Here is a 26,990-nt window from a genome sequence, read left to right on the forward strand (position 1 = left end):
GAGAAGGAAGTTATATAAAAGACCGAGAGGCTTTTTTTGATTCTGAGATTTAGATTCTGCTCTTCACTTAGATATTATTAAACAAAAAGTAATCCATCCATCATCAAATTTATGATATACTTTACAAACCATTTTGTAATGGGCTTGTTGTTTCTATCTTTGTACCCGGTCTTGGCATTGCCACATTCGGGACTTGGGGCGAATTTTAAAAAGCAGATGTTTAGTAGAAAAATTCGCCGTTTCGAAACAAATTGCCTTTAAACATTCTAACATAAGAAACTAACATGTCTGACGAGAAAATAATCTTTTCAATGGCAGGAGTAAATAAAATTTACCCTCCACAAAAACAGGTTTTAAAAAATATTTACCTTTCTTTCTTTTACGGAGCCAAAATCGGGGTTATCGGTTTAAATGGTTCTGGTAAGTCATCTCTTTTAAAAATCATTGCTGGTTTAGATAAATCTTACCAGGGCGAAGTCGTTTTCTCTCCTGGTTATTCGGTGGGTTATTTAGCGCAGGAGCCGATCTTAGACCCGGAAAAAACCGTTCGCGAGGTAGTTGAAGAAGGCGTTGCCGAAGTTACTGCCATTTTAAAAGAATACGAAGAAGTGAATGAGGCCTTTGGTTTGGAAGAAAACTATTCTGATCCAGACAAAATGGATAAGTTAATGGCCAGACAGGGTGAACTTCAGGATAAAATCGATTCTTTAGGTGCCTGGGAAATTGATTCGAAATTAGAAAGGGCCATGGACGCCTTACGTTGTCCTGATCCGGATACTAAAATCGGAGTATTATCAGGTGGTGAGCGCCGCCGGGTGGCCATGTGCCGTTTATTGCTTCAACATCCTGACGTATTATTATTGGATGAGCCTACCAACCACTTGGATGCCGAAAGTATCGATTGGTTAGAACAATTCTTACAAAATTACGAAGGAACCGTTATTGCAGTTACTCACGATAGGTATTTCTTAGATAACGTTGCCGGATGGATTTTAGAGTTAGACCGTGGCGAAGGGATTCCTTGGAAAGGGAATTACAGTAGCTGGTTAGATCAGAAAGCAAAACGCTTATCGCAGGAAGAGAAAACAGAAAGCAAACGCCAGAAAACATTAGAGCGTGAGTTAGAATGGGTACGTATGGCACCAAAAGCGCGTCATGCAAAATCTAAAGCGCGTTTAGCCAACTACGATAAATTAGCTTCAGAAGATGGCAGAGAAAGAGAAGATAAATTGGAACTTTTCATTCCTGCTGGGCCTCGTTTGGGTAATGTGGTAATTGAAGCAACAAACGTTACCAAAGCTTATGGCGACAAAGTATTGTTCGATAATTTAAACTTCTCTCTTCCTCCTGCAGGTATTGTAGGTATTATTGGCCCCAATGGTGCAGGTAAAACCACTTTATTCCGTTTAATTACCGGACAGGAAGAAGCAGATGCTGGTACTTTCCGCGTAGGCGAAACCGTTGAACTGGGTTATGTAGATCAGATGCATAATGATTTAGATGCCGATAAAACGGTATATGAAAACATTACCGATGGATTAGACAATATACAATTGGGTACTAAAGCCGTTAACGGACGTGCTTATGTTTCAAAGTTCAACTTTAATGGTGGCGATCAACAGAAAAAAGTTGGCATTCTATCGGGTGGTGAGCGTAACCGTGTACACCTGGCCATTACCTTAAAAAAAGGGGCCAATGTATTGCTACTGGATGAGCCAACCAACGATATCGACGTAAATACCTTACGTGCATTGGAAGAAGCTTTAGAAAACTTTGGCGGTTGTGCTGTGGTAATCAGTCACGACAGGTGGTTCCTGGATAGGATCTGTACACACATCCTTGCTTTCGAGGGCAACTCTGAAGTTTATTTCTTCGAAGGTAACTACTCAGATTATGAAGAAAACCGCAAGAAACGCTTGGGTGATGTTACCCCAAAACGCATCAGATATAAAAAATTAGATTAATAAAAAGTCCTGATAAAAATCGGGGCTTTTTTGTTTGAGATGATTGCGTTAATAAAAAATTATTAATTTTCTTTGACTGGAAATATTCTTAGAAATTGAAAATAAATTAGCATAGATATAATATAAGATATAACTTAATCGCATCTAAAGTTTCAATTATTTAAATGTGTTACTGTTCTCAAAGAAGTCAAGTTTTAAAAACTTGACTTCTTTTATGCATACCATTATATAGTTGGCTGAAAAGGATTTGGCCTTTGGTTTTCTTTTGCTTTGCGTTTTCCCCTGAAAAAGAAATACAGGTTGATAAATAGCATAATGCCCAGATAAATGGCAAAACCACCTATTTTAGAACTTAGCGCTTCAACTAAACTGCGGTAATCATTTGCACTGATGGTAATCTTCATAATCAACAATGCAAAACCAACATTGAGCAGGTAAAAGCCTGTTTCGAAAAGTTTGTTCGTTGCGTTGGCAATCTCTTCCCTTCCCTTAAAAATATCAAGCATATATATTTTACTGTTTTTGAACAGCGTTTTTGAAACATAAAATGTCAAAAAAAGTGCAATTGGTAAATAAACTGCATAGCCGATTAAAATTTTTGTCGTTTCCATAATGAAAAGTTTAAGTTGTTATTTTATTAATTTATGAATGGTTTTGGTAAGCAAATAAATATTTAAATAATGAAGGATCGATAGGATGCAAACAATAGTCGCCACTTTTACCGCCATCACTTCTACAAGCTGCTGCGATGAAAGAATCGTTTCCCACCCTACCAATGTCATGGCGCAATAGCCAATATTGACCAGGTAATAAGAGACCAACAGTGACTTATTAATTTGTTGACAAAGATCCAGGTGATCGGGAATGAGTTCGGCTACGAAGATATTCCCATTGCGGTAACATACCTTCCCTACCACTACGATGATGAATACGATAACCGTTATAAAGATGGCATATCCGAGTATATTGTAGTCCATAACCAACAATTTAAATTATTTAACTTTCAGTAAAAATTGAAAATACAAATTAAAAAAATAAGCCTGTTTTAAGGCATTGTGTAAATCTTTTTATCTCATTTCCCCTTTCACGATGTAAAAGTAAATTAAATTTATTAAACTTTCAAATATTACTGAAAATTAATTAAAAACAAAATCACATGTCATTACGAAGGCAATGAAGGATTTTATTAGTTTCCGATTTATTAAAGATTCTTCACTGCGTTCAGAATGACAGCAAAGGAAAGGCAGTTTTAATTTCTGCAGTTGCTCCATCAAGCTATCGTCGTTTCGAGCGGACATTAGGAGCTATCGAGTGCAACGAAGTCGAGAACCACGGCGTGATCAGCGAAGCTAAATCTATTGAAGTAAATCTCTCCGTTTCGCTGCGCTTCAGTCGAGCAACTTACCCCAGTATTTGAAAGCCTTCAAATACTATAAAAGAACTTTTCACTATTGATTTCAACTTTACCAAAAGATTTTTCACTGCGTTCAGAATGACATAAACAAGAAAGTTGGTTCAGTTTTAAGGTAGTCAGGCTTCTACAAAACGCTAACCAATAAACTAATGACTCATGAACCAATGAACTTTCTAGTGCCAGTTTTTCAAAGCCTTCTTGATCGCCACATCCGTTACCCCTTCCATTATTTTATAACCGGCAAGGTTAGGGTGAACCCCATCAACCGTTAGTTCGGCACGCTGTCCTTTTCTTTCATCTACCAAAGGCGTCCAATAATCCAATATGGTATAATTTCTTTCTTTGGCATAAGCTTCAATTTTTTCGTTTAAATCAACAATGATATCAGCTGCCTTAATCTGCTTATTCCATGGATATTCATAAACAGGCAAATATTTGCAAAGTATTACCTTAATATGGTGTAACCTTGCCAGTTCTGCCATCGATTTAATATTATCTATAATCTTATCTATTGTCACATGGCCTGTATTGCCTGCAATGTCATTACTACCTGCCAAAATAATCACTGCTTTTGGCTTAAGGTTAATCACATCCTGCCGAAAACGGATCAGCAGTTGCGGTGAAATCTGCCCACTTATTCCCCTATCCACATAAGTATTCCGGCTAAAATATTCAGGATCTTTCTGTTTCCAGAATTCGAAAATAGAACTTCCTAAAAAAACAACCCTTTTTTCTTTTCTGTTTGGTGGTGGTAAAAGCTTATTTTCTTTCTGATACTTCGTTAACGCGGCCCAATCGTCGGCAAAATTTTCTTTTTTGGGTTTATTGTTTAACGAATCTACTTTCTGATCCTGCGCGAATAAAGCATGGCTAGAAATCAGTAAAATAAAAAACAGGATTTTATTCATAAGGTAAATTGCAAAATATAACGAAACACTAAACTAAATAATCTGGGTTTAACTATTTATTCTTCAGTATTAATGTTACTGTTCAATCTGCCTCTTTTACCCCCAAACTGGCTGAGGTTATAACTTAATGTTGCCTGTATAAAACGGCTGATAAACCTTGTTCTGTTCTCAGAAATAGAATTGTTGGTAATGCTTGTGCTGAATAGTGCACCCTGATTAAACAAATCGTTCGCCTGGACAGCGAAAAGTAAATTATTACCTTTCAGGAAAGAAGTATTCAATCCCATATTTACCAATAAAGGGTTTCCGGCATATAAACTATATCCAAAATTTAAGCTTTTAGAAGCCGATGCGTTTACCCTGAAGCGTTTACCGGGAATCCAGCTTGCACTTCCACTCAAGGCCACAACCTGCACATTTTTGATATTCTGGTTCATTACCGAATAGGTATTGGAACTGAAGCTATAAGATGCACTGGTATTGAAAGCATATTTTTCCTGGTTGAGGCTAAATTTAAAACCATTAGAAACATTGATTCCACTACTGCGGTTAAGTACATTATCGGTGTAAAAAACATTGTGGCTGTAGGCAATATTTCCGTTTATGGATAGGGAAAGTTTATTCTCCAGCACCCTTTTGTTTATGGAGTAATTAGTGCCGATATTATAAATGCCGTTCACATTCTCATAAGTGGTTTGCTGTTTCAAACTGTTTAGCGTATCCCGAAGAAAAACAGTATTGCTCACCACACTATTAATAGCAAAGCTACCTGATAAACCTGCCATAATGCTCAAGCCCGATTTAAGCCCAAATTTATTATAGCTAAAATCAGCCGTATGACTCGATGTTGCTTTAAGATCTGGGTTACCGATAATCAGGTTCTGCACATCATTATTATTCCTTATAGGTTGCAGTTTGTTAAAATCGGGTGAAGTGGTATAGCCATTGTAACCAAAACTCAGGTTTCCGTTATCTTTAACCTGATAGCTTAAATTTGCCGAAGGAGAAAAATTTAACTGGTAGTTTTTAAGCTCCTGCCCTGTATTTTGGTACTTTCCAATGATGATACTCGGCGAAAAATTTAGCCCAAAATTATAGCTGATCCGGTTGCTGTTGGTATTATAACCGACGCTGATGTTCTGGTTAATGAAATTGGATACGTAATCCTGTCCCAAGGAATCGACCACAAATCGATTTCCTAAAGGATTGGTCACCGTAGTAGTTTGCAGATTGCGGCTTCTGCTTACTGAAAAGCGGTAGGAAAAGTTGATAAAACTATATCCACTAGTATCATTTGCCCTTTTTAAGGAGTTTGAAAACTGGATATTTCCGCCGAAGTTCGAATTTGCAGTATTGTTATCCACCAAACGGTTCAATAATGAATCTTTAACCAGTACATTGGTAGTTTCGTTGTAATAACGGATGATATCGTTAATGGTACTGTTGCTATTTCCGGCACTGCTGCCAAAATTGAAACCCATAGAAAGCGAACGCTTGTTACTAGCCAAACGCCGCGACCAGTTTATGCTTCCGTTAAGATCTGGATTGCTATTGCGGGAACCTGAATTGGAAATAAGGTCCTGCTTGATATAGCCTGTTTTATTAGAGGTAGAAAAAGCATCGTTCCTGGTATCGGCCAAAGAGCCAGCCAGGGAAGCATTGAAATAATTCTTTTTTGTAGCTCCGTTTAATCCCAGGTTAATGTTATTGGTCAGCGATTTGGAATTATTAGCACTTTCCCTTAAGTCGTTGATGGTTCCCTGCGGATTAAATGTCTCAAGGTAATTACTCTGAATAGATTTACTGGTTCCGTTACTGAAATCATAACTGCCATTAACACTAAATTCTTTCGATATTTTATCTCTGATATTACCTTTTAAGGCTCCATTATTCAATTTAGCAAACTCATTATTGGTAATGCCGTAGCGACCGCCAAAACCAATCTGTTTTGTTTTTTTCCAGATACTGCCGTTGGTTCCGAGGTTATGCGCATTATTGGTGGCAGAATTCACACTTATTCCCCCAAAAACGCCCTTATCCATACCAGGCTTGGTAACCAGGTTCAGCATTTTTTGAGGAGTACCGGTTTTAATCCCGGTAAAATTCGCTTCATCACCATAATCATCAATCACCTGTAGCTTGGCAATGATATCTGCCGGTAACTGCCTGATGTAATCTTCTACATTGCTGGTAAAAAAATCTTCGCCGTTAACCCGCAGCTTGGTCATTTTTTTTCCCATTGCCGTAACAGCGCCTTTATCATCAACCTCAATGCCCTGTAACTGCTTTAAAAGATCTTCAACCTTGTCGTTTTCCCTAATGGTATAGGCTCCTGCATTGTATTCTATGGTATCTTTTTTAATTTTGATAGGGTCTACTTTTACTTTAACCTCTATATCATCAAGGCGAATGCTTTCTGTTTTGAGCACAATCGGATCCAGATCGGAACTTTTTTTGGAAGATTCGATTTCGTAGAGCGATGCGTAAGGTTTGTAGCCCAATGCAGTAATGGAAAGATAGAATTTATTTCGGGTTACTTTTGTAAATACAAAGTTTCCCTTCGCATTAGAATTTGAGCGGAGGGTATCTTCATCAGTAATCAATCGGATATTTACGCCTTCGATGGGCTTCTTTAGAGAATCGATTACATTACCACTTATTTTAAACTGAGACTGAGAGAGAGCGTTAAAGGAAAATGTGATCAGTATAAAAAATAATAAAAAGCATAAATTATTGCTTTTTCTCATCCCTCGGACCTCTTTTATAAATTACAAGACCATTTAAAAAATTGCGCAGAATCTGATCGCCGCAAGGTTTAAAATTCTCGTGATCTTCGTTTCTGAAAATATCACCCAGCTCTGCCTTTGTCACTTTAAAACCCACCAAATCGCAGATGGTAATAATATCTTCTGTTTTAAGTGATAAGGCTACTCTAAGTTTTTTTAATATATCGTTATTGCTCATTGCTAATTTGTAAGGATTATAATGTTTTAATGTTGCAAAATGCTTATTTTTTTTGATTAGCTATCCAGACTTCCGACTGCGGGCTTATCTGCTAACTTGCTATCTCTAATTTAAGTTTCTTTCCTTTAATTTTTTCGCCGTTTAGTTTTTTTAACAATTGGGTTATTTTACTTCGTTTTACAGCTACATAACTGGTTGTATCTTTAACTTCTATCAGTCCTAAATCGTCTTTTACCAGATCTCCTTTTTGTAAAAACAGGCCCACAATGTCAATTTTATTAATTTTATCTTTCTTACCATGAGCCAGGTATAACGTTACCCAATCACTCTCTTGTGGTAAAACATACCGGTCTTCCAAAACTTCCTCCTCAATATCATCCGGCAGGTATTTGTAGTTTTCTTCGCTGGTTAAAATGGCGTAGGCTGTTCCTTTTGCATGCATGCGCGCCGTGCGACCATTGCGGTGAATATAGGCATCTTCGGTATATGGCAATTGATAGTGTACAATATGTTCCACTTCCGGGATATCGAGGCCACGTGCTGCCAGATCTGTTGTGATTAAAATCCGATGGCTACCATTTCTAAATTTAAGCAATGCCTTTTCGCGATCAAATTGCTCCATTCCGCCATGAAAAACATCGTGTCCTAAACCATTTTCGAATAGTAAATCACTTATCCGATCTACCGTTTCCCTGTGGTTACAGAATACTAATGTATTTTTACTGCCTATTTTACTCAGTAATCTGAATAGATAATCTAACTTATCAGCTGCAGGTACTGTTATTTTTTTGAGTTCTAGATCTGGTTTTGCTTCTATATTTTTTGAATAGTCAACTTCAACAGGTGTATTTAACTTTACAAAAGCCGGAATTTCTTCCATTTTGGTGGCAGAGGTAAGTATACGCTGTTTTAAAGAAAGCAGCGATCCAATGATATAAGACATATCATTTTCAAAGCCAAACTCCAGTGCTTTATCAAATTCATCTAAAACTAAGGTTTCTACAAAAGATTCGTCAAAGTTCTGATGCTCTAAATGGTAAGCGATCCTGCCAGGTGTTCCGATCAGGACAGCTGGTGGGTGTGCGAGGTTGTTTTTTTCGATCCTTACCGCATGACCTCCGTAACAGCAGTTTACCTTAAACGAAGTGCCCATTTGTTTAAAAACCTGCTCAATTTGAAGTGCAAGTTCTCTTGAAGGGACCAGAACCAAAGCCTGTACGCCTTTAACTCCCGTTTTTAAATTGGAAAGCAAGGGCAATAAAAAGGCCAACGTTTTCCCTGAACCCGTTGGCGCTATTAATATTACATCTTTACCGGTCTTAGCTGCTTTTACAGAAGACTCCTGCATCTCATTAAGTGCAGAAATGTTTAATTTTTTTAAGGCATTTTCCATCATTCCGCCATAAAGGTAATCATTTCTCTTCAGGGCGAAAACGGTAGCCTTAGTTAGGATTTTAAAAATCTGCTCCGCAGCTTCCGAAGGGTAGAAAAGTTGAGTCTTTTATCAAGCAACATTAACATGCTGCCGCGTTTAGACATTGAAGATAATACCTTTTCATTAACGGCATCAACCGAAGATAAGATTTTGTCTGCCAGTTCATCTACAAATTTATTCGCTCTGCTATTTTGTAATAACTGGAGCTCTTGAATTAATTCTGCTCTCATAATTAAGAATTTTAAATGATTGTATAAATATTAACGGACCGAATAATAATTTGTTTCAACAAATTAGAAGTTCATGCAAAAAATTATGACTAACTTGTTGATAACTAACTTTTTGTTAGCAAATAAACAACCTTGGCTTAACACATATTTAATTTTTAGCGCTTATTTTTATAAAAACCTGATTACCATTCGTTAACCTCAAAAAATACAATGTATGACGTGGAAAAAATTTAGTGGTGAAATTATTCAATCTTCAATCCTCGAAGAAGTAGAAAATGCGATTATCAGAGAAAGTGAAAATGGCTTTAAACTTAAAGTTTGCATCGGTACCGATTCGCAGGTAAAAGGTGCAGTAACTGATTTCGCAACTGTGATTGTGCTCTTAAGAGAACATCATGGCGGTTTTATGTACATCCATCAGGAAAAGAGTACGCAGCAGGTAAGCATCAAAGAAAGAATGTTAATGGAAGTACAGAAATCTATCGAAACCGCTTATTCCATTTGCGATTTACTTGACATTTATGATGTGGCTTTAGAAGTACATGCAGATATCAATACCAGTCCGTTATTTAAATCCAACAAGGCGCTAAATGATGCCATGGGTTATATTTTAAGCATGGGTTTTATTTTTAAGGCTAAACCGGAAGCATTTGCAAGTTCTACATGCGCAGATAAAATGGTGCATTAGGACGGAAGATATAGTTAGTCAGGAAGTCCGTGGTCGGAGGTCAGAAGCCTAGTGTCACCATTTCAAATAATCGGGAATAAGCTTTAGATTAGCTTCGTTGAGCACTATGTTATTTCCGTCCGCAACTACCCTTTGACACGTTTTTATTAGAATTATTTAAGGCGTTATGCTGGCTTGCTCTGAAAAAGAATAGGCTTCTCCGAAGCACGTCCGTCAATCCCAAGAGCCAGGGAAATCAAAAAACAGGTGCACAACAGAACAATTAGCTCTACCAAACCTCAAACGCAGTGGTTTTGTGTTTCAAAGTTTGCAAAAACTTTCAGGTAGCACAACAAACACAAAACAAAGTGCCGCTGTTTTTTGATGTGTATTGGGATTGTGCAAAAGGCTCCTTGCCTGGATTGACGAAGCATTTTTGCATACTTTTGATGCCTCAAAAGTTTGATGCCGTGCGGCACAGAGCACTAAAAATAATTTCAGTTTTGTGTCCACAAAGTAGGCATTCGCGGAATGACGAATCTATAATTCCTAGCGCTGCGCTTTATCTGTATAAACTATGCGGTTAAACCCAACAAAACCGCATCTTTGTTGTTGTAATTTAAAACAAATACTTGAAAACATATAGATTAGAATTTACGCAGAAACTTCCAATAGATTTAGCTACTGCATGGGACTTTTTCTCTTCGCCCTTAAACCTGGCAGAGATTACCCCAAAAGACATGACTTTTGATGTTACCTCGCCAAATATGGCCAACACTAAAATGTATCCGGGTTTAATTATCACCTACAAAGTTTCTCCTTTATTTGGTATTAAATTGAGCTGGGTCACCGAAATTACACATGTAAAGGATAAAGAATATTTTATAGACGAACAGCGTTTCGGCCCATTTGCTTTCTGGCACCATCAACACCATTTCGAAAAAATAGACGGAGGAGTTTTAATGCACGATACTTTGCACTATAGCATAGGCTGGGGGCCGATTGGAAGCATCGCAAATGCGGTAATCGTGAATAATAAAATCAACGGGATTTTTAAGTTCCGTTATCAGAAAGTTGAAGAACTTTTCGGTAAGTTTTAACCTAAAGCTTTTACCATTTTTTGGCAGAAATAGTTTCAGTTTTCTCCTTGGCTTTCTCTACCTTACTGGTTGCTAAATACTTTTTAAAATCATCGCCAAACTTTTCTATTTTGTTATAGGCGCTATTTAAAATATCTTTCCATGCACCAGCACTAAGTTTACCTGGTGTACGCTCTAAAGGCACACCAATTTTTGTAGTGGGCACAAAATTTCCGTAACGATCGCGCTGGTATGGGATGTACAGTAAATCAGTTAACCAAAACCTGTATTTGCCATTACGTACCTCAAAAACAAAATTATAACTCACTTCTCCGCTTGGGTGGCCGGCCACTAAAATGGTCTTGTCAATTACCATAGTTCCTTTGGCCAAAATAGAAGTATCGGTAGTGCTTTCTGCATTCATCGATTTTTTATAGGCCACATTAACAAAAGATTTAGCCCTTTGCAACAATGTATCTTTACTCAACGATTGAGAATCTACCACTTTATAGTAAATAAATTTACCGTTATCATCTTTAGAAAACTGTTTTTGCTGTGCAGAAAGATCAATCGAAAAAGCGACTAAAAAAATCAGGATAATGTATTTCATCAGAATGGATTAATGTACGAACTGAATATTAAAGGTACTAAAAAGCCGTTCCGATTGTATACCGGAACGGCTTAATATTAAAATTTTATTCCTTAAAAAGCGTAAACTGCTGCTAAAGAGAACTGACCTGCATTTGGAGCTAAAGCACCACTCTTGTTAAAGAAAGGCTTATCGCTATTGTGATCTAACCTTACCTCAGGGATAAAAGTTAAACCACCTGATTTAACATTGGCGGTAAGCGTTAACCCTGTAGTAGAAGTAGCAGCAGTAGTACCGAAAGCCTTAGCTTTATAATACTCTCCTCTTAAACCTATTGTAACAGCATCAGCTACTGCATATTGAGGATATAACGCAGCACCCGCATAACTTCCCTGTACCGAACTATCTTTAATATCATAATTAGCTGCATTTAAACCCAATTTAAATTTCTCTGTAATTTGATATGAAGTAGTTAAATCCACAATAGTTCCGTATCCACCAAATCCAGCACCCGATAAGGCGTTGATATAAGCGGTCCAGCCTTCAACCGGAGCAATCATTAACTGCCCACCAATAGCCGAAACACCTCTCGAAGCAGAATAAACATTCCAATCGTTAAATAAACCAGCCATTAAACTTACTTTATCACTGAATTTATAAGTGGCTTTAATACCCGCATTCTGGAATGGACCATTTGTAAATAAGTACGAAGTAGAGTAGTTGAAGTTACCAACCGGAGAAATTACTTCATAACCTATAAATGTACCCATATAACCTGCTGTCATCGAAAATTTATCGGTAAAATCGTAGTTAACATATAAGTTTTGAATATGAAAAGACGAAGCAGATGGTACATCATTAACTGCAGCATCTGGTATAGATTGGCCTTGCCCGCGAGGACCAAAAGACAACTCTCCTACAAATGAGGCCTTTCCTGTTTTTTTCTTCAAAGCAATATCGATCATTCCTAAAGAAACCGAGTTATGATCAGTAGCAAACGATGTTATAATATTATTACCCTGTTTAGCAAAGTCATATTTAAAATACGTATCTACCGATCCTGAAATTTCAAGTGGTGATGTTGTGGTCTCTTGAGCCAGGGCACACGTAGTGCTGGCCATTGCAAAAATAGCGGTTAAAAGTTTCTTCATGTTTGAGCTTGATTTGAGTTTAGATATATAAAATCCTTAAGAAATTGGTTCTGTTAATGGACTGTTTTTTTCGATATAGATCGCTCTCTCCTCTACCAGTAAAGTACCTTGAGAGTATTTCTCATCATGTTGAGAAGCATCAAGACCTAGTTCTTCTTCTTCTTCAGAAACCCTGATTGGATTGATCAGATTTACCAGTTTGAAAATTACAAATGATACAACAAAACTGAATATGATTACAATCACCGCACCTTTTAATTGTGTGATAAAGAAAGTCGGGTTGCCATAAAATAAGCCATCAGCACCCGCAGCATTTACCGTTTTTGTAGCAAAAACACCCGTTAACAACATCCCAACGATACCACCTACACCGTGGCAAGGAAAAACATCCAATGTATCATCTAAACTGGTTTTTTGTTTCCATGAAACCACAAGATTGGAGATTACTGCGGCAATAGCACCAATAAATATACTTGATGAAATGCTTACAAAACCTGCACCTGGTGTAATGGCTACTAAACCAACTACTGCACCGATACAAAAACCCAATACTGAAGGTTTTTTACCTCTTGCTACATCGAAGAACATCCACGATAACCCAGCAGCACCAGCAGCGGTATTTGTAGTTAAAAATGCAGAAACAGCTAAACTACCTGCGCTTAATGCAGAACCGGCGTTAAAACCAAACCAACCGAACCATAATAAACCCGTACCAATTAATACATAAGGGATATTAGCTGGCGGAACTTCTTTATGCTCTAAGTGAGATTTTCTACGTTTTAAAACCAATGCACCAGCTAAAGCGGCCATACCTGCAGAAATGTGCACTACAGTACCACCAGCAAAATCAAGCACGCCCATTTTAAACAAGAAACCTTGTGGATGCCATGTCCAGTGTGCTAACGGTGAGTAAACAAATATGGCGAATAAAACAATAAACAAAATATAAGAAGTAAAACGGATACGCTCAGCAACGGCCCCAACTACCAAACCTGGTGTAATGATGGCAAACATTAATTGAAACACAGCAAACAAAGAAAGCGGAATAGTTAAGTCTGCTCCTCCCTGAAGATGTGGTGCTCCTGAATTTACACCTTTAAAGAATAGGAATGTGGAAGGGTTTCCAATAAAACCGCCAATGGTATCACCAAAAGCCAAGCTAAAACCTACAACTGTCCATAAAACCGTGATTACTCCTGCCGCTACCACACTTTTAATCATGGTAGACAATACATTTTTACGATGAACCATTCCACCATAAAAGAATGCAAGGCCTGGAGTCATTAAAAACACTAGTGCAGCTGCGATTAATATAAATGCAATGTCTGGTCCACTATACTTACCTTCATCAAAATTAGGAAGAAGCGGAATAAATAGAGCGAAAATTGCGACAATCATCAATATCGCAAAAGGCGCGAACTGTTTAAAGGAGAATTTACCCATAGTTTTTTAGCTTAATTTGTTTGAAACGTTTAAATAATTTAAATATGCTTGATTTATTTTTATAAAAATACAACATATTGCATTTTTTACACCATTTAATCTAAATATTTTAATAAAAACGATTAATTTTTGCAAAACAAACCAAAAACAAACCATAAAAATAAAAATAACAAAAAATACAGGTTATTTTAATACAAGTTTTTGATAAAAACAAAATCACATATTAACTACTATTTACACTATTTTAGCTAAAATTTTAAAAAACAGATCAAAAAAATTGATAAAAAACACAAAAACCCATGAATTTTCATGGGTTTTTAAAAAAAATAACAGGATATTTTAAATTTCTAAGAAAAATAGGCAGACCCCTGCACAACTCCTCTTTTTTCAATTTCTTTATCCATATAGGTCTGAATTGCCGATTTATTAAGCCCCCAGTTAGGCGCAATCAACAAATCCCAATCTGAAATACCAAAAAGCCGCTGAATCACAATATCCGGACGTAATAAAGGAATTAACTCACAAAGTAAATCGGTATATTCTTCAATCGAAAACAATTTAAAAGGCTCTTTTTTATATTTAGCGCCCATTATCGAGCCTTCTACCACATGGAGGTGGTGAAATTTAACAAACTTGATTTGCGGGAAACGGTTAATTTCGTGGATATAACCATGCATCTGCTCTCTGGTTTCCCAGGGGAAGCCAAAAATGGTATGCACACAGAGATCGAGTTTACTATCTTTTAAAAGCTCTACTGCAGCAACAAATTCACCATGACTGCAACCTCTGTTGATCTGATTGAGGGTTTCATCATAAATGGATTCCATCCCCATCTCTAAATCTACATCAAAACGATCGGTATAACTTTCCAGTAGCGCAACCTTTTCGGCATCAATACAATCCGGGCGTGTACCCACAGCAAAACCAACAATATCTTCTGTATTGATAGACAATGCTTCGTCGTACATCATTTTTAAATAATGCACTGGCGCATAAGTATTCGTATTGGGTTGAAAGTACACAATATACTTATCAGCTTTATAAGATGTTTTCGCCCTCAACATGCCCTCTTCGAGCTGATCTTTAATATTTGGATTTTTACGCGATGGTTCGGGTGTAAAAGAATCTACATTACAATACGTACATCCACCAAAACCTTTGCTCCCATCCCGGTTTGGACAGGTAAATCCACCATCTACAATTACTTTAAATACACGTTGTCCCTTATACTTTTCGCGCAAATGCGTGCCGTAATTTTTATATCCCTTTATACCTGAATCTACGAGTGTTCCCATTTGCTGCAAAAATACGGTTTTTGTTTGAGAGGTAAGATGAGATTTGAGATATTAGACATGAGATGTGAGATTCGGCAAACATTTAGCGGTAGCGGAGACTGGCTGATAAAGGTCTATTTTTTTTCAAAGCGCTTTTTAAACTCATCTTTTGGCATGATATAGGTTAAATACGTTAAAACATTGTGTTTATACTGTGAGTTATTTGGCTCCAAGGTTTCATATCCATTAACAGAACCTTCACTCTCAGATGTAATTCGAATCGGCTCATTGACCCCTTTAAAATTAAAAACAGGTATTGGCTTTTCTTTTGTACCATATGATGGATTATTCAGGTCATCCTTATTTACCCATGCATTTATCTGAGTTCCGTACATAACAGATGCTAATGGAAAATATAACTGATCATTAACATCATAAACACTTACTATAAAATACTTTTTAAGAAGGGAATCCCTAAATCTAACAGAAATAATATTACCACTTACACCTTTAAAACCAATAGCGCTAGCTCCTTGTCGATAGTGATCAAATCCTACATAATCTTTTGACAGATAATATGGATCGTCTTTAGGTATTGATAATTTGACTGTAGCTATTGCATCAAAAAAATTCTTATAATACTTTTCCCCATCATTTTTACGTACAGTGATTTTATTGTACAGAAATACAAATAAGGGGAACAATACGAACACCCCAATAACCCAGCCTATAAATTGCTTGTTCATGAAATAAATTAACAACCTGAGTTCGATTAATAATTTTGAGAAAAAAATAGTCAATCAAAGTAATTATGCTTATATTTAAGTGCCTGACATTCAAATATTTAAACATAAAAACAGATGATTGACTACTCTAAAATTAGTGATATTTTTTGTCTTGTAGATGAGTTCTGCAAAGATTTTGATAAAACCACCAGTCCTTTTCTTTTGGGCAAGCCTTCCAAGCGTCCTGCATCCATGTCTAAAAGTGAAGTAATCTCTATCTGCCTGCTCTTCCATCTAAGCGGCTTCAGGTGCTTCAAACACTTCTATTTGTTCTATCTCCAAAAGCATATGCAAAGTGAATTCCCCAATACCGTGTCCTATAACCGCTTTGTTGAACTCAGCCAAAGCGTGCTCATGCCAATGACGATCTTCCTTAAAACCTGCTGTTTAGGTCGCTGTACGGGTATTTCATTTGTGGATTCCACTCCCATTCGGGTCTGCAACAATAAGCGTATAAAAAGGAACAAGGTATTTAAGGGGATAGCGGAGGTAGGGAAATCTACAATGGGCTGGTTCTATGGGTTTAAACTGCATATCGTGATCAATGACAAGGGCGAGATATTAAATTTTGCCATCACACAGGCCAATGTGGATGATAGGGAACCACTGAAGAACGAAAGCTTTTTAAAAGCTGTATTCGGAAAGCTTTTCGCCGACAAAGGATATATCTCCGAACAGTTGGTCAAAATACTGTTCGTCAGTGATATACATCTGGTTACCAGTATCAGAAACAATATGAAAAATAGCCTGATGACCATGAACGATAAGATTATGCTCCGTAAAAGGTCAGTGATAGAAACCGTTAATGATGAGCTTAAAAACATATGCCAGATAGAACATTCAAGACATAGGTCATTCACTAACTTTATCTCAAATATAATCGCAGGGCTAATTGCCTACTCATTCTTCCCCAAAAAGCCTGCTATTAATTATCAAACCAAACAATCTTCACAAATTTTCGCATTCTGATTAATCGAACTCAGGTTAACAACTATTTACCACCTTCAAAGCGCTGTTTGAATTCTTCTTTTGGCATGATATAGGTTAAATACGTTAAAACATTGTGTTTATACTGTGAGTCATTTGGCTCCAAGGTTTCATATCCATTAACAGAACCTTCACTCTCAGATGTAATTCGAATCGGCTCATTAACCCCTCTAAAATTAAAAACAGGAATTGGTTTTGCTTTTGTACCATATAATGTATTATTGAGATCATCCTGGTTGAGGTATGCAAAAAGTTTCTTTTTTCTTAAATTTGTTCTCATGTTAGCGTATTTTTGATAATCGACATCTAACAAGTAAATAATAAAGAATTTTTTAAAGCCGACATCATAAAAAGTAACGGTCTGTATATCTCCCATTAAGCCTTTGAAACCAATGGGACTTGCTCCTTTTCTATAACTATCATAATTAGCTTCTACATTAGGCAAATTATCATTCTCATTACTTGGTACACTAAGAATAAATGGTTTAATCTTTGAAAAATAATCATTAAAATACTTTTTCCCATCATTTTTACGCACCGTGATTTTATTGTACAGCAATAAAAATAAGGGGAACAATACAAATACACCGACGATCCACCCTAAAGCTTGCTTACTCATTTGCTTTTTCAAACCGCTTTTTAAACTCATCTTTTGGCATAATGTAGGTTAAGTACTGTTCAACATTATATTTAAATTGATTTTCAGTAATATCAACATTCCATCCATCTTCTGAACCCCGATTTCTACTTATCGAATCTGGTAGATCTTCAACTACCCTGAAAATCGGAATTGGATTGGCCTTTGTTCCATATTTTAAATTTTTTAAATCATCTTTATTAATAGAAATAATTATTTTTTTGTTATGCAATACAGTGGTAAACTTAGACGCTTCAAAGTCAGGATAATTAAAGAACATAATCTGGCAATGCTTATTCAGTATACTATCAAAAAAAGATATTTTATATATACTACCCGCAGGACTTGTTAACGAAGCGGAATATTGAGAATATGACAATTTTAGATCCTTATATTTAGGGAAACTGGTACTAATAGGCACAAATCCCTCCAAATATTCATCAATATATTCTTTTGCCTCATTCGCTTTGGATTTGAACAAAATGTTAACGCCATAAATTATTAAAGGGAATATAACTAATACTCCTACAGCCCAGCCAATTGCTTGTAATATTTGCTTATTCATTATTTAGGAATTATTGCAATTATACTTATGTTATTACTATCATTTGCATTTTCATCCATAAGTGCTTGATTTTTAGCCAACTCACAACTATCAAAGCCTCTATCAATGAGATAATTTGCTATGGCTCCATCTACTCCCTTTCCTAAACATTTTTTCGAAATCTGCTTTGCTTTTCACATAGGAGAGATAGTTCCTAGCATTATAGCTGGCTGTATAATCTTTAAATTCTCCCTCTGTTTTATAATTAGGATTGCCAATGTCACTAACCAAACTATAAAAGCTATTCATTTTATCTGGAACTTCATAATATAAAATAGGTATTGGTTTCTTCTTAGTACCGTATGTGAAGTCAGAAAGTTCATTTTTATTCACCATTGCTATTATACTAGCCCCACTTTGATCAATATCTCCTGTAAAAATATTATACATCTGACTATTCTTAGAATTAATAGAAAAGAAATAATAGATACAAAAATATTTTTTAACTATATCGCTATAAAATATTATTTCATACTTATCAATATGCAGTGTTATCATTTGTCGACAAATCAAATTTACCCTTTACCTCAAAACAACTATTTGTATCAGTGAAATTTTTCAATGTCAAATGTAAAGTGTCACAATTATTCAAATATTTTTTTTTTACATAAGGCTTGCCATTATTCACTCGTGTGTCTGGATTATCTATAAAATTAACAATCCACCTCCCTAAATATTTCCCAAAAAACAAGCCTAATCCCAATATACCAAATACTATACTTTAAGACATTCTTCATAGAAATTTTAGCAATATGCAAGATGAGATATTAGATGTGAGATTGCGCATACATTTAGTGGCTATTGACGAATAGGACTGTAAATTTAAAGTTGACTAAACTTATCTTATTTTAGATAGATATGTGTTTGCATCGTTATTTCCGAGCTGTTTTGCCTTTTGCAAATGTATTATTGCATTTTTGGTATCTTTCTGCATATAATAAACCATGCCGAGATTATATTCTACTCCCGAATAATATCCTACTAATTCATTTTCACCATTTTCTACCGCTAAAGCTTGTAGCAGATGATATTGCGCTGACTTTAAATCATTAAGGTGCAATTTACATTCCCCCAATAAAGCATGTGCTACTGGAAAACCATTGTTTATTGATTCCTCAAAATATTTACTGGCTTCAGTATATTTTTTTTGATCATAATACTCAAGCCCCTTATCAAACTGTTCTATTCCTTTACCTGATTTCAATTTTTGATTTATCGCCGTTATATTTGTTTCATCATTAGAATTGAATAAAATCTTATAGCCAACAAATAGCATGAATGCTGTAAACAAGACACCAAATATGATCAGCTTATTACCTCTCAAAGGTTGTTTTTTTTCCATAGCGGTTAATAAAGTATTGTTGTGCAAGCATACTTACACATAAAATCATTGAAACGATTTTCACCTGTTTAATGTAAAATTAAAATTGCCAAAACATTTTATGTTATAACTAATTTTAAGTCAGTTTATATTAGTCACAGTACCCTAGAAATAATAATATGATCAATTGTTTCGTCTTCACCGTTAAGTGTTTCAATTTTAATTGTTTCTGCCTTATGTATGTAGTTACTAGCATCTAAAAAGTAACTACTGTTACAATTGATGAAAAAGGAATTAATTTCTAATTCAGGATTCGAAGCTTTTTGTTTTCCGATTATATTTTCGAAATCATCTTGAACTAATTCAGTGCTGAGATTAATCATTTCATCTTTTAAGTCAAAATATACTTTTACTGGAATCTCAAGATCTGGAAGAACAGAGGATGTCACTTCATGTGCCTCGAGCAATGCATCATTTTCTAAAAATTGATTTTGTATTTTGGGAAATAGTGTTTTGAAGAAAAGTGATTTTTTTATTCTCTCCTCGTAGTTTGATTCTTCCCCAAATTCGATATCGCCCCTTATTCTCATTTCGTCTATTTCTTGTTGACCAGAAAGTTTTATAAGCTTATCTCGCAATACGATCCACTTTTGTTTCAACTCTTCTAAGTTTTCAATAGAGCTAATATTCCCTTCAGTATTCAATTTTAACATCAAATGGTTTGTGATATTTTGATATTCGGTTAAAAAAGGCTTGATGTTATAACTTATTTCATCGTTTATTTCTTCAGGTAATGAAATCGCAGTTATTTTAAAATCAATAAAAGATCCACCTAAGGAATTTATTCCAACGAGTTTTATATCAAAATCTAAGTCAACAGTATAATCTTTTAAGCAATCATCATTTATAAGGTCTATTATTTTGAAACTATGAAAGGCATGATAAGTATAAACTTTTCCCGAAATATTATAAGTGTATGAATTAGCCAACATTTCTAATGATTTTTTTTCAATATTTTAAAGCTTGTTATAATTGTCATAATTTCAACAGTTTGGACTTCTTAAAACAATATAAAGAGATCTTTTTCTTCATTTATGTTGATCTAACCAAAAATTAAGGTTTTGATTTATTTCCAGCTGTCTGAATTATCTTCTGCTCGCTGTGTCCAATATTTGAAACCTGTTTTTACATATAAACAAATTATAATATAAATAAATAGAGGTACTATCAGCCAAAAATAGGTATTATAAGCCAATCCTCTAACCGAAGAACCTACAGACAATATCTTTTTGTTATTTATAGTAAGGCCATAAATTTTAACGGTACTGGCTTCTTCTGGCCACATAATTCGTTGTGGGCCAATTGGAGAATAGATAGTGGGTATGTTTAAGATATTCAAATCTGTTTTCCTTATTTTAAATTCGGCTGAATCTCCAGCTTTAAAATCACTTTCGTCAAACTGCCAGTTTTCGAAAATACTTGCGTCCTCCAAAAAAAATATCCTTTTATAATTCTTAAGCTGGATATAATAAAACGTGCTACGGCCGCTATATTTACCTACGCCACCACCTTTACTTCCAACTTTAACGTCCACAATTTGTCCTTTTATAAAGTTGTTATCAAGGTCACTTTTGATTGAATAAAAGGAACTAAAAAAAATTATAAAAATAATACCCAATACCAAACCCGATTGGATATATGTTCTGGCGTAAGATACTGGAAAGAATATAGAAAATATTTTATCTTTCATTAGAATTGTAAATTATTTTGAAACCGCAACAGCATTTAAGCCCAGCTTTTTAATTACTTCATTTTGCCATTGTTCGGCATTATTATCTATAGCCTTATTGGCTTTGCTGGTAAAAACGTTATTTGCAACACCAATGGCAACACCAACAGCCCAACTTTTGAAGAAACCTTGAGCTGCTTTCCACCTCAATTGATTCCTGATATTATTTCTTGCAGCTCTATCATTCATCACATCATTTCTAGCCTGATTAGCTGCACTCTGTTTGGCTTGTGCAATCGCCTGTTCTCTTTTAATTGCAGCGTCTTGTCTAGCTTGTGCCCTTCTCATCGCTGCATCACGTCGGGCAGATTTTACTGCTTGGCTTCTCGCTTGCTTATCTGCCGCTCTTCCAGATTCTCCTTCCATTTTTGCCATCCGCTTATAAAGATCACGATAGTTTTGCCTTGCTATGCGCTCATCAGCATTAATCTGGGCACCTTGCCTTTGCATCTCTTGGGTATAGGCTCTGTTGCCTTCTTGCTGCCCAGTAGTAGTACTATGCGCCTGGTTTGCGGCAGCATCTGCGTTAGCGGTTTGTTGTTGAGACGTGCTAGAATTAATATTCCTAAAATTGTCGTAATCATCTGCATTTCTGGAAACGTATTCTCCATTTTGGTTTTTAACAGGATATGGTGTACCATCGCCAAAATAACCTACTTGCTCTTTAATTGTTGCTGGGATATCAGACTCAGTTTTAGGATCTCCAGTAATCAATCTTGATAGGGGCTGAGTTACTGCCTTGTCAGTTGCTAAGTTTAACAAATAATTAGCAGCTGTATAACCAATTGCTATTTTAGGCTTATAAATTTTAAAAATCTGAACAGCACCTTTTCCTCCAATATAAATTAGAGCTGCTTCTAAAAGTGTCGTAGCAAAATTAACACCAGCTCTCAAACTCGCAACAAGTGGACTAAATGTTGGCGTTATCACACCGCCGATAGGACATTCTATAAAAGATTTATCTGTTAATGCATTTTTTCCTTGTACAAATACTTTAGGATGAAAGTTTTTCCATTTTTGGGTATATGTAGCTATAAAACAAATACCCAAACCAATAATCAAACCGATTAAAAACGCTGCAACAAAACTTAATGCTGCAATAAAAACAGCAGCAAGTACAGCAATTAATATGGCATATTTACAGCTAAATGGTGTAAAACGGTCATCAATATTTGCCATTTTGTAACCTTTATTGCTTACACTCCTGTCCTTAAACACAGTTGTAATCATTCCTGGTAAAACGCCATTGGTACAACTTGCGTATGTCTTAGTATTGATATAATATTCTTTCGCCATGCTATATTTAATTAATTGCTTTTATGGTGCATGTATGATTTACTTCGAGATCATGGTTTACTTTTTCGAGCAAATTGTATTTGGCCTCACTAATCATATAGTTTTGACCATTTATTTTATATACTGCTTCGTAGTCATAAATGTAAACTTGGATTTCCTGCTCTGCAAATGGAAAATTATGAAGCAGTTTATTCATTTGTTTCTTATTCAAACGAGCCTTGTCAGCATTTCTGGAAATAAGAAAATCTATGTATTCGTTATCATCTATATTAGTCTGCCAACTAGTATTTTGAATTAACGGTATCTTTATTTTTTCTGTACTTTCAGTCATCAATAAGTTAGAGGGTTGCTCCATTCTGATCAGTGCATCTTCTTGACTTTTAGTTTTATTCTTCGTATTTTGAAAAAAGAAAGTTGAAAAAACAGGGTCTTGATTTAGCACATCTTCTATCGGAAAACTTGAACTATGCTCATGATCGCCATCTGCTAAAAATTTATTTCTGTAAGCTTCTTCAATTGGCCAATCTTCTGGGTTCTCATACAAATTTTCTTTTAGGATGTTCCATTTCGTTTGGAGTTCTTCTTTATTAAGCACTTTTATGATTTGCCCCTCACCGTTTACTAATAGACTCAAATGATCCTTAATACTTGCAAGTTTTTCTAATACAATTATATTTTCACCCAGGTACTCCATCCCTTTATACATTTCTTTTTCTTTCAACGTCCAGTCGAAAACATATCCTTCTTCAGTCTTATCCACAACTAATACTTCAAAAACGAAAGTATTTACACACCTATTCATGTGCATTTCATTTATTTTGAAATGATTATATGTTTCAGCCCTGTAACGATAGATTTTTTGATTGTCAACTTGGAAATCAATCCCTGGTACTTCTTCTTGAGAAACTAGCCACTTAAACATATTTTTTTAATTTATTTTAACTTCACCACCCTCACTAATTACTGCACCGCCACCACCATTTGTATCTATTTTAGTCTTCCCCGTAACACTAACTGTATCAGCCTCAATTCTCACTGTTGTTGTTTCAGATAATGTACCAATATTCACCGCTGTGCCTGGCAATTCACATGCATTGGCATTAATCTCATCTTTACCCTGAATATTAATCACCTTGCCAATAATATCAATAGTCCCATTACTATTCAGCGTAATGCTACTTCCATCCTTGCCGCCTGTACTTAATGTTATTTTGTTGTCAGCCTGCTCAGTAATAAATCCTGGACCATTTTCAATCCTCACGAAATTTTTCTTGTTAGTTCCTAGCTCAAGATGATGTCCCAAATCATCAAAGGTAAGTGCGCTTCCCTTTCTTGAAGTCATGCCTTTAATGTTGCTATTCTTGAATCCACTGCTATCGCCACTTTTGCCATGGTATACGCTGCCCATTACTACAGGCCTGGCCACGTTGCCCTCTTCAAAAGCAACCACCACCTGATCGCCCTTTTCAGGGATGACATGGAAACCCCTGTTTTTCCCTGTATCGCCACTTCCGGCGTTGGGGCTAACAACCCTTAACCACTCGGTCGCATCGTTGGTTTGGCATTCCCATTTAAACTTTACTTTAATTCTACCTTGCCCTTGTGGGTCGTCGTTATCCAGCACATCGGCCAATTGCATATCCGGATTTGGTTTTTCGTAGTTCCTTACCATCAAACGCTCGGTTGTAGCCACTACACCTTCAAAGGTATTGTGGTATTTGCCGGTTCCATCTATATCATGTTTGATTTTGGTGATCAGGAATTTACCCAGACTTTCTGTAGAGAAGCTAAGTTCTTTACGCAGGCTCATCATAATTTCGGCAAGGGTACCAATACCAAGTTCGGCATTGTCACCACTGGCATTAACTTTAAGCAATTCGCTGATGTGGGCCTTTTCTTCGTTTTCTACATGGCTTTTAATGTCGCTACTATTGTCAACCCTGATTAATGAAGGCTGGTTAAAGGTTTTGCTGTACATCGAATTGGAGGCGTTAATGGCATGCGCCAAATCTGGATTTCCGTCTGCTTTCCCTGTACTCTCGCTCTGCAGCATTTCATCCTGCTTAGGGTTATAAGCAAAACGTTTATATTTTATCGGCGAAACTTCCATGGCGTATTGCAAGTTTTGCACATCGCGGCCATAAAATAAGGCCACTTCTTTTTGCTCATCGGGTTTACCAAAGTTGAGTTGTTTACCATCGTAAAAAAACCATTCGTGGTACTCGCCAGATAAACGGTTGAGAAAATCGAAATCGCTTTCGCGGTACTGGATCAGATAATCGATGGGCGATTTTCTTGAGGCATTGGCTACTATAGTCAGGTCATTTGCCGGGGTATCTTTGGTAGCCAGTTTTACTATGGTATCTAAATCTTTATCCAAATAGGATCCTAAATCGGGCCCACGGTCTATCAATACAGTTGGACTATAGCCACTTACAATTAAAACACCGTGATAGCCGTGGCTTTGTGCCAATTCAACCCGGGTAACCAGGCCGGCAAAGTGCTGCATTTTTTCCGGCGTGTAACCAAAAGAAGCGGTTAAGGTTTTACCTACAAAATCTCGACTGTCGTCTAAACTGACCAATCCGGGTGCACCCATTTGATCGTGATTAAACCGCAGCTCGAAATAATGGTGATCATTAAAAGCTTGCTGTAGGGAAAAGGAGGCAAAATGAAGAATGGCTTTGTCTTCTATATTGATTTCGGAGATTAATTTATTTTCCATAGTAGTTATTTTAATATTGCATTAACATTCCCAAAGGTATATTTCTGAGGTCCGGGGGTCCAGAAAATAATCCTGATACAAACATTTATAACCATCCCATAAGGTAAAGTGGCCTGTTGCATCACTAAATTTGGTTTTAAAACATATAATGCCGGTTTTGTTGCTAATCTTATCTGTAAAATCGCGTATCTCTGACTGCGCAAAAAATTTGCCTGATTTTAAAATAAGTGAGTGGTTACTTTTATTGTATTTATGGTTCAGATAATCGAAAAATTCGGACACACGGAAGCAATAGCGTTTTTGATCGGCGCCTGCAATAGTTTCGAATTTCTTGGTAAACGCATACCGTTTAGGAATTGCATGTACCTTTACTTTTTCCTGGGCCTGAAATGCTTGTTTTGTGGTATATTTCCAGCTTGGGGTATTTAGGGTAAAAATATTATTATCAACACCCAAATAATTAAATGCCCTGCTCATTCTAACCACACAGGTATTGGTAATGTAGGCTGCATTAACAGCACCACCAATAGTTGCTTTAACCAGGTCGCTACTTGTTGTAGGGTAATTGGTTCTTAAATCGTTAAAAGCTGGCAAAGAAAGTGGCATATTATTTTCTGGTCAAAAGTGAATCAAGGTATTTGTTGCCAATGAATGATGCATTTTCCAATGCGTAGAGAAACACATCTTTATCTCCTGATGAAACAGGTGATTTAGATTTGTCAAGAAAAACTATCAAGGTATCGTTTGGGTGTTTAACGTATTTCATATCGTTCATGGCCATATATTTTAGGCTATCTCCGGCTTTTAGCCTGCCTTTAAAAGATTTCAATATTTTAGCGCTAAAAATCTTTTCCGAATTGTAAACAGAATCGACGGTGGTTACATTTACCAAAACGATGTGCAAGGCTTGCTGTTTAAGATTCTGTATTAATGATTTTGGTGGATCCTGATATTTTTCTTCTGCCAACGGCAGATTTTTATCTACTATTGACGATGAATCTTTAGTAGCAACGGTAGATGAAAGATTTTTGCTTTTATTTTGCTTACATGCCGCAAAAGCAATACATAAAAATGTTAATAGTATGATGCAGGCATATTTTCTGCTATATGCCGATTCAACTTTACCTGTTCCAGAAATAAGTCTGTTTTGCATGAAGAGGTTATTTAAAAATTTCTAATGGTTAAGAAGGTGTTTTGGTTTTATTTCCCTTCTTCTTGTGAGCGTAGTATAAAATCAGGCTGGGCATTAGCTTGTTAGCTATTGCCCAACCTATACAAATACTATGCCTTTGGCCAGTCGTTTTCGTGTTCTGCATTGCCCAGTTTTAGTTTACGGGCAGATACTACGAAGCTTAAAGTCATCGGGGTATTATCGTTTACCGCAATACCTTCGTTATACTGGATGATGTAACCATCTTCGAAAGAAAGTTCTTTCATTTTTGAATCTTCTTCGCCTTTTTTGAAGACCAATGTTCCGGAAAGCGGCTTGTACTGGTTGTTAACCATTGATTCAATTACTGAAGTATCTTCAGTTGATTCGATTTCGATGTGGATGGTACCACCATAAACACCTGACGATGGACGGCCTTTTGCGTCAACATCTCTATTTAATGAAAAGTTGCACTGTAGTACATCAAATTCTTTTGATCCTAAGTTTAAACGGGTTTTGAATGCCATTGTAGTAAAGTTTTAATGTTTTTAAATGAATGAATTGCGGTTGGCGGTTAG

The 26,990-nt window shown here is 36.1% G+C and carries 28 protein-coding genes; 4 read left to right on the forward strand and 24 right to left on the reverse strand.

Annotated features, from left to right (window positions below; translation table 11 throughout):
• Nucleotides 1-284: 284 nt before the first annotated feature.
• Nucleotides 285-1,964 carry an energy-dependent translational throttle protein EttA gene (ettA, locus tag ACUN24_RS24335; RefSeq protein WP_193424730.1) on the forward strand — a complete coding sequence of 560 codons (1,680 nt, stop codon included), beginning with the start codon at nt 285-287 and terminating at the stop codon, nt 1,962-1,964.
• Between the two features lie 224 nt (nt 1,965-2,188).
• On the opposite strand, the gene ACUN24_RS24340 is transcribed toward ettA, so the two are convergent.
• The 7 genes from ACUN24_RS24340 to ACUN24_RS24370 form a co-directional block, all read right to left on the reverse strand.
• The gene (locus ACUN24_RS24340; protein ID WP_445564862.1) at nt 2,189-2,575 is read right to left on the reverse strand and encodes a hypothetical protein; all 387 of its coding nucleotides are present in this window, start codon (nt 2,573-2,575) and stop codon (nt 2,189-2,191) included.
• An 18-nt stretch (nt 2,576-2,593) separates the two neighbouring features.
• Nucleotides 2,594-2,941 (reverse strand): hypothetical protein, encoded by a 348-nt coding sequence (locus tag ACUN24_RS24345; RefSeq protein WP_445564863.1) that lies wholly within the window; start codon nt 2,939-2,941, stop codon nt 2,594-2,596.
• 610 nt (nt 2,942-3,551) lie between these two features.
• Nucleotides 3,552-4,286: a GDSL-type esterase/lipase family protein gene (locus ACUN24_RS24350; RefSeq protein ID WP_445564864.1), complete on the reverse strand. Its 735-nt coding sequence runs from the start codon at nt 4,284-4,286 to the stop codon at nt 3,552-3,554.
• Nucleotides 4,287-4,342: 56 nt separating this feature from the next.
• Nucleotides 4,343-7,033 (reverse strand): TonB-dependent receptor, encoded by a 2,691-nt coding sequence (locus ACUN24_RS24355; protein ID WP_445564865.1) that lies wholly within the window; start codon nt 7,031-7,033, stop codon nt 4,343-4,345.
• Nucleotides 7,017-7,250 (reverse strand): DUF1456 family protein, encoded by a 234-nt coding sequence (locus ACUN24_RS24360; protein WP_029274124.1) that lies wholly within the window; start codon nt 7,248-7,250, stop codon nt 7,017-7,019. The genes ACUN24_RS24355 and ACUN24_RS24360 overlap by 17 nt, the downstream gene beginning before the upstream one ends.
• A 91-nt stretch (nt 7,251-7,341) precedes the next feature.
• The gene (locus tag ACUN24_RS24365; protein WP_445564866.1) at nt 7,342-8,646 is read right to left on the reverse strand and encodes a DEAD/DEAH box helicase; all 1,305 of its coding nucleotides are present in this window, start codon (nt 8,644-8,646) and stop codon (nt 7,342-7,344) included.
• 50 nt (nt 8,647-8,696) lie between these two features.
• Complete coding sequence (locus tag ACUN24_RS24370) at nt 8,697-8,915, reverse strand: hypothetical protein (protein WP_132402397.1); 219 nt, start codon at nt 8,913-8,915, stop codon at nt 8,697-8,699.
• A gap of 214 nt (nt 8,916-9,129) precedes the next feature.
• On the opposite strand from ACUN24_RS24370, the gene ACUN24_RS24375 reads away from it, so the two are divergent.
• Nucleotides 9,130-9,603, forward strand: coding sequence for a ribonuclease H-like YkuK family protein (locus ACUN24_RS24375; protein ID WP_121283513.1), 474 nt, complete (start codon nt 9,130-9,132; stop codon nt 9,601-9,603).
• A gap of 611 nt (nt 9,604-10,214) precedes the next feature.
• Nucleotides 10,215-10,682: an SRPBCC family protein gene (locus ACUN24_RS24380; protein ID WP_445564867.1), complete on the forward strand. Its 468-nt coding sequence runs from the start codon at nt 10,215-10,217 to the stop codon at nt 10,680-10,682.
• A 10-nt stretch (nt 10,683-10,692) separates the two neighbouring features.
• Here the strand turns inward: ACUN24_RS24380 and ACUN24_RS24385 are convergent, their stop codons facing one another.
• The 5 genes from ACUN24_RS24385 to ACUN24_RS24405 form a co-directional block, all read right to left on the reverse strand.
• The gene (locus tag ACUN24_RS24385) at nt 10,693-11,271 is read right to left on the reverse strand and encodes a DUF4468 domain-containing protein (RefSeq protein ID WP_445564868.1); all 579 of its coding nucleotides are present in this window, start codon (nt 11,269-11,271) and stop codon (nt 10,693-10,695) included.
• Between the two features lie 92 nt (nt 11,272-11,363).
• Nucleotides 11,364-12,401 (reverse strand): porin, encoded by a 1,038-nt coding sequence (locus tag ACUN24_RS24390; protein ID WP_445564869.1) that lies wholly within the window; start codon nt 12,399-12,401, stop codon nt 11,364-11,366.
• 36 nt (nt 12,402-12,437) lie between these two features.
• Entirely contained in the window at nt 12,438-13,844 is a 1,407-nt protein-coding gene (locus ACUN24_RS24395; RefSeq protein WP_132402406.1) for an ammonium transporter, read from the reverse strand.
• 347 nt (nt 13,845-14,191) lie between these two features.
• Nucleotides 14,192-15,139, reverse strand: a complete 948-nt coding sequence (locus tag ACUN24_RS24400; protein WP_445564870.1) for a TIGR01212 family radical SAM protein — start codon at nt 15,137-15,139, stop codon at nt 14,192-14,194.
• 113 nt (nt 15,140-15,252) lie between these two features.
• Nucleotides 15,253-15,864 (reverse strand): hypothetical protein, encoded by a 612-nt coding sequence (locus tag ACUN24_RS24405; protein ID WP_445564871.1) that lies wholly within the window; start codon nt 15,862-15,864, stop codon nt 15,253-15,255.
• A gap of 114 nt (nt 15,865-15,978) precedes the next feature.
• Here ACUN24_RS24405 and ACUN24_RS24410 point away from each other — a divergent pair, with 114 nt between their 5' ends.
• The gene (locus ACUN24_RS24410) at nt 15,979-16,872 is read left to right on the forward strand and encodes an IS982 family transposase (RefSeq protein ID WP_445561810.1); all 894 of its coding nucleotides are present in this window, start codon (nt 15,979-15,981) and stop codon (nt 16,870-16,872) included.
• A 22-nt stretch (nt 16,873-16,894) separates the two neighbouring features.
• On the opposite strand, the gene ACUN24_RS24415 is transcribed toward ACUN24_RS24410, so the two are convergent.
• From ACUN24_RS24415 to tssD, 12 genes are all read right to left on the reverse strand, one after another.
• Entirely contained in the window at nt 16,895-17,539 is a 645-nt protein-coding gene (locus ACUN24_RS24415; RefSeq protein ID WP_445564872.1) for a hypothetical protein, read from the reverse strand.
• Entirely contained in the window at nt 17,502-18,092 is a 591-nt protein-coding gene (locus ACUN24_RS24420; protein WP_445564873.1) for a hypothetical protein, read from the reverse strand. Before ACUN24_RS24420 ends, ACUN24_RS24415 begins: the two co-directional genes overlap by 38 nt.
• 102 nt (nt 18,093-18,194) lie before the next feature.
• The gene (locus ACUN24_RS24425; RefSeq protein ID WP_445564874.1) at nt 18,195-18,629 is read right to left on the reverse strand and encodes a hypothetical protein; all 435 of its coding nucleotides are present in this window, start codon (nt 18,627-18,629) and stop codon (nt 18,195-18,197) included.
• Nucleotides 18,630-18,969: 340 nt separating this feature from the next.
• Nucleotides 18,970-19,473 carry a tetratricopeptide repeat protein gene (locus ACUN24_RS24430; protein WP_445564875.1) on the reverse strand — a complete coding sequence of 168 codons (504 nt, stop codon included), beginning with the start codon at nt 19,471-19,473 and terminating at the stop codon, nt 18,970-18,972.
• A 134-nt stretch (nt 19,474-19,607) separates the two neighbouring features.
• Nucleotides 19,608-20,444 carry a hypothetical protein gene (locus ACUN24_RS24435; protein ID WP_445564876.1) on the reverse strand — a complete coding sequence of 279 codons (837 nt, stop codon included), beginning with the start codon at nt 20,442-20,444 and terminating at the stop codon, nt 19,608-19,610.
• Between the two features lie 134 nt (nt 20,445-20,578).
• On the reverse strand, nt 20,579-21,202 hold the full coding sequence (locus tag ACUN24_RS24440) for a hypothetical protein (RefSeq protein ID WP_445564877.1): 624 nt from the start codon (nt 21,200-21,202) through the stop codon (nt 20,579-20,581).
• Nucleotides 21,203-21,214: 12 nt separating this feature from the next.
• A complete protein-coding gene (locus ACUN24_RS24445) occupies nt 21,215-22,537 on the reverse strand; it encodes a PAAR-like protein (RefSeq protein WP_445564878.1) in 1,323 nt (440 codons plus the stop codon).
• 7 nt (nt 22,538-22,544) lie between these two features.
• Entirely contained in the window at nt 22,545-23,459 is a 915-nt protein-coding gene (locus tag ACUN24_RS24450; RefSeq protein WP_445564879.1) for a hypothetical protein, read from the reverse strand.
• A 6-nt stretch (nt 23,460-23,465) separates the two neighbouring features.
• Nucleotides 23,466-25,262 (reverse strand): type VI secretion system Vgr family protein, encoded by a 1,797-nt coding sequence (locus ACUN24_RS24455; RefSeq protein ID WP_445564880.1) that lies wholly within the window; start codon nt 25,260-25,262, stop codon nt 23,466-23,468.
• A 21-nt stretch (nt 25,263-25,283) separates the two neighbouring features.
• A complete protein-coding gene (locus ACUN24_RS24460; protein ID WP_315421134.1) occupies nt 25,284-25,868 on the reverse strand; it encodes a T6SS effector amidase Tae4 family protein in 585 nt (194 codons plus the stop codon).
• Between the two features lies 1 nt (nt 25,869).
• A complete protein-coding gene (locus ACUN24_RS24465) occupies nt 25,870-26,415 on the reverse strand; it encodes a hypothetical protein (protein ID WP_445564881.1) in 546 nt (181 codons plus the stop codon).
• A 128-nt stretch (nt 26,416-26,543) separates the two neighbouring features.
• Nucleotides 26,544-26,939, reverse strand: a complete 396-nt coding sequence (gene tssD, locus ACUN24_RS24470; protein WP_132402436.1) for a type VI secretion system tube protein TssD — start codon at nt 26,937-26,939, stop codon at nt 26,544-26,546.
• Nucleotides 26,940-26,990 lie beyond the last annotated feature (51 nt).

It is taken from the genome of Pedobacter sp. WC2501 (genome assembly GCF_052682415.1).

Coding starts and splice junctions, on each gene's coding strand:
- ettA (WP_193424730.1), top strand. CDS start 285: ATGTCTGACGAGAAAATAATCTTTTCAATGGCAGGAGTAAATAAAATT.
- ACUN24_RS24340 (WP_445564862.1), bottom strand. CDS start 2,575: ATGGAAACGACAAAAATTTTAATCGGCTATGCAGTTTATTTACCAATT.
- ACUN24_RS24345 (WP_445564863.1), bottom strand. CDS start 2,941: ATGGACTACAATATACTCGGATATGCCATCTTTATAACGGTTATCGTA.
- ACUN24_RS24350 (WP_445564864.1), bottom strand. CDS start 4,286: ATGAATAAAATCCTGTTTTTTATTTTACTGATTTCTAGCCATGCTTTA.
- ACUN24_RS24355 (WP_445564865.1), bottom strand. CDS start 7,033: ATGAGAAAAAGCAATAATTTATGCTTTTTATTATTTTTTATACTGATC.
- ACUN24_RS24360 (WP_029274124.1), bottom strand. CDS start 7,250: ATGAGCAATAACGATATATTAAAAAAACTTAGAGTAGCCTTATCACTT.
- ACUN24_RS24365 (WP_445564866.1), bottom strand. CDS start 8,646: ATGATGGAAAATGCCTTAAAAAAATTAAACATTTCTGCACTTAATGAG.
- ACUN24_RS24370 (WP_132402397.1), bottom strand. CDS start 8,915: ATGAGAGCAGAATTAATTCAAGAGCTCCAGTTATTACAAAATAGCAGA.
- ACUN24_RS24375 (WP_121283513.1), top strand. CDS start 9,130: ATGACGTGGAAAAAATTTAGTGGTGAAATTATTCAATCTTCAATCCTC.
- ACUN24_RS24385 (WP_445564868.1), bottom strand. CDS start 11,271: ATGAAATACATTATCCTGATTTTTTTAGTCGCTTTTTCGATTGATCTT.
- ACUN24_RS24390 (WP_445564869.1), bottom strand. CDS start 12,401: ATGAAGAAACTTTTAACCGCTATTTTTGCAATGGCCAGCACTACGTGT.
- ACUN24_RS24395 (WP_132402406.1), bottom strand. CDS start 13,844: ATGGGTAAATTCTCCTTTAAACAGTTCGCGCCTTTTGCGATATTGATG.
- ACUN24_RS24400 (WP_445564870.1), bottom strand. CDS start 15,139: ATGGGAACACTCGTAGATTCAGGTATAAAGGGATATAAAAATTACGGC.
- ACUN24_RS24405 (WP_445564871.1), bottom strand. CDS start 15,864: ATGAACAAGCAATTTATAGGCTGGGTTATTGGGGTGTTCGTATTGTTC.
- ACUN24_RS24410 (WP_445561810.1), top strand. CDS start 15,979: ATGATTGACTACTCTAAAATTAGTGATATTTTTTGTCTTGTAGATGAG.
- ACUN24_RS24415 (WP_445564872.1), bottom strand. CDS start 17,539: ATGAGTTTAAAAAGCGGTTTGAAAAAGCAAATGAGTAAGCAAGCTTTA.
- ACUN24_RS24420 (WP_445564873.1), bottom strand. CDS start 18,092: ATGAATAAGCAAATATTACAAGCAATTGGCTGGGCTGTAGGAGTATTA.
- ACUN24_RS24425 (WP_445564874.1), bottom strand. CDS start 18,629: ATGATAACACTGCATATTGATAAGTATGAAATAATATTTTATAGCGAT.
- ACUN24_RS24430 (WP_445564875.1), bottom strand. CDS start 19,473: ATGGAAAAAAAACAACCTTTGAGAGGTAATAAGCTGATCATATTTGGT.
- ACUN24_RS24435 (WP_445564876.1), bottom strand. CDS start 20,444: ATGTTGGCTAATTCATACACTTATAATATTTCGGGAAAAGTTTATACT.
- ACUN24_RS24440 (WP_445564877.1), bottom strand. CDS start 21,202: ATGAAAGATAAAATATTTTCTATATTCTTTCCAGTATCTTACGCCAGA.
- ACUN24_RS24445 (WP_445564878.1), bottom strand. CDS start 22,537: ATGGCGAAAGAATATTATATCAATACTAAGACATACGCAAGTTGTACC.
- ACUN24_RS24450 (WP_445564879.1), bottom strand. CDS start 23,459: ATGTTTAAGTGGCTAGTTTCTCAAGAAGAAGTACCAGGGATTGATTTC.
- ACUN24_RS24455 (WP_445564880.1), bottom strand. CDS start 25,262: ATGGAAAATAAATTAATCTCCGAAATCAATATAGAAGACAAAGCCATT.
- ACUN24_RS24460 (WP_315421134.1), bottom strand. CDS start 25,868: ATGCCACTTTCTTTGCCAGCTTTTAACGATTTAAGAACCAATTACCCT.
- ACUN24_RS24465 (WP_445564881.1), bottom strand. CDS start 26,415: ATGCAAAACAGACTTATTTCTGGAACAGGTAAAGTTGAATCGGCATAT.
- tssD (WP_132402436.1), bottom strand. CDS start 26,939: ATGGCATTCAAAACCCGTTTAAACTTAGGATCAAAAGAATTTGATGTA.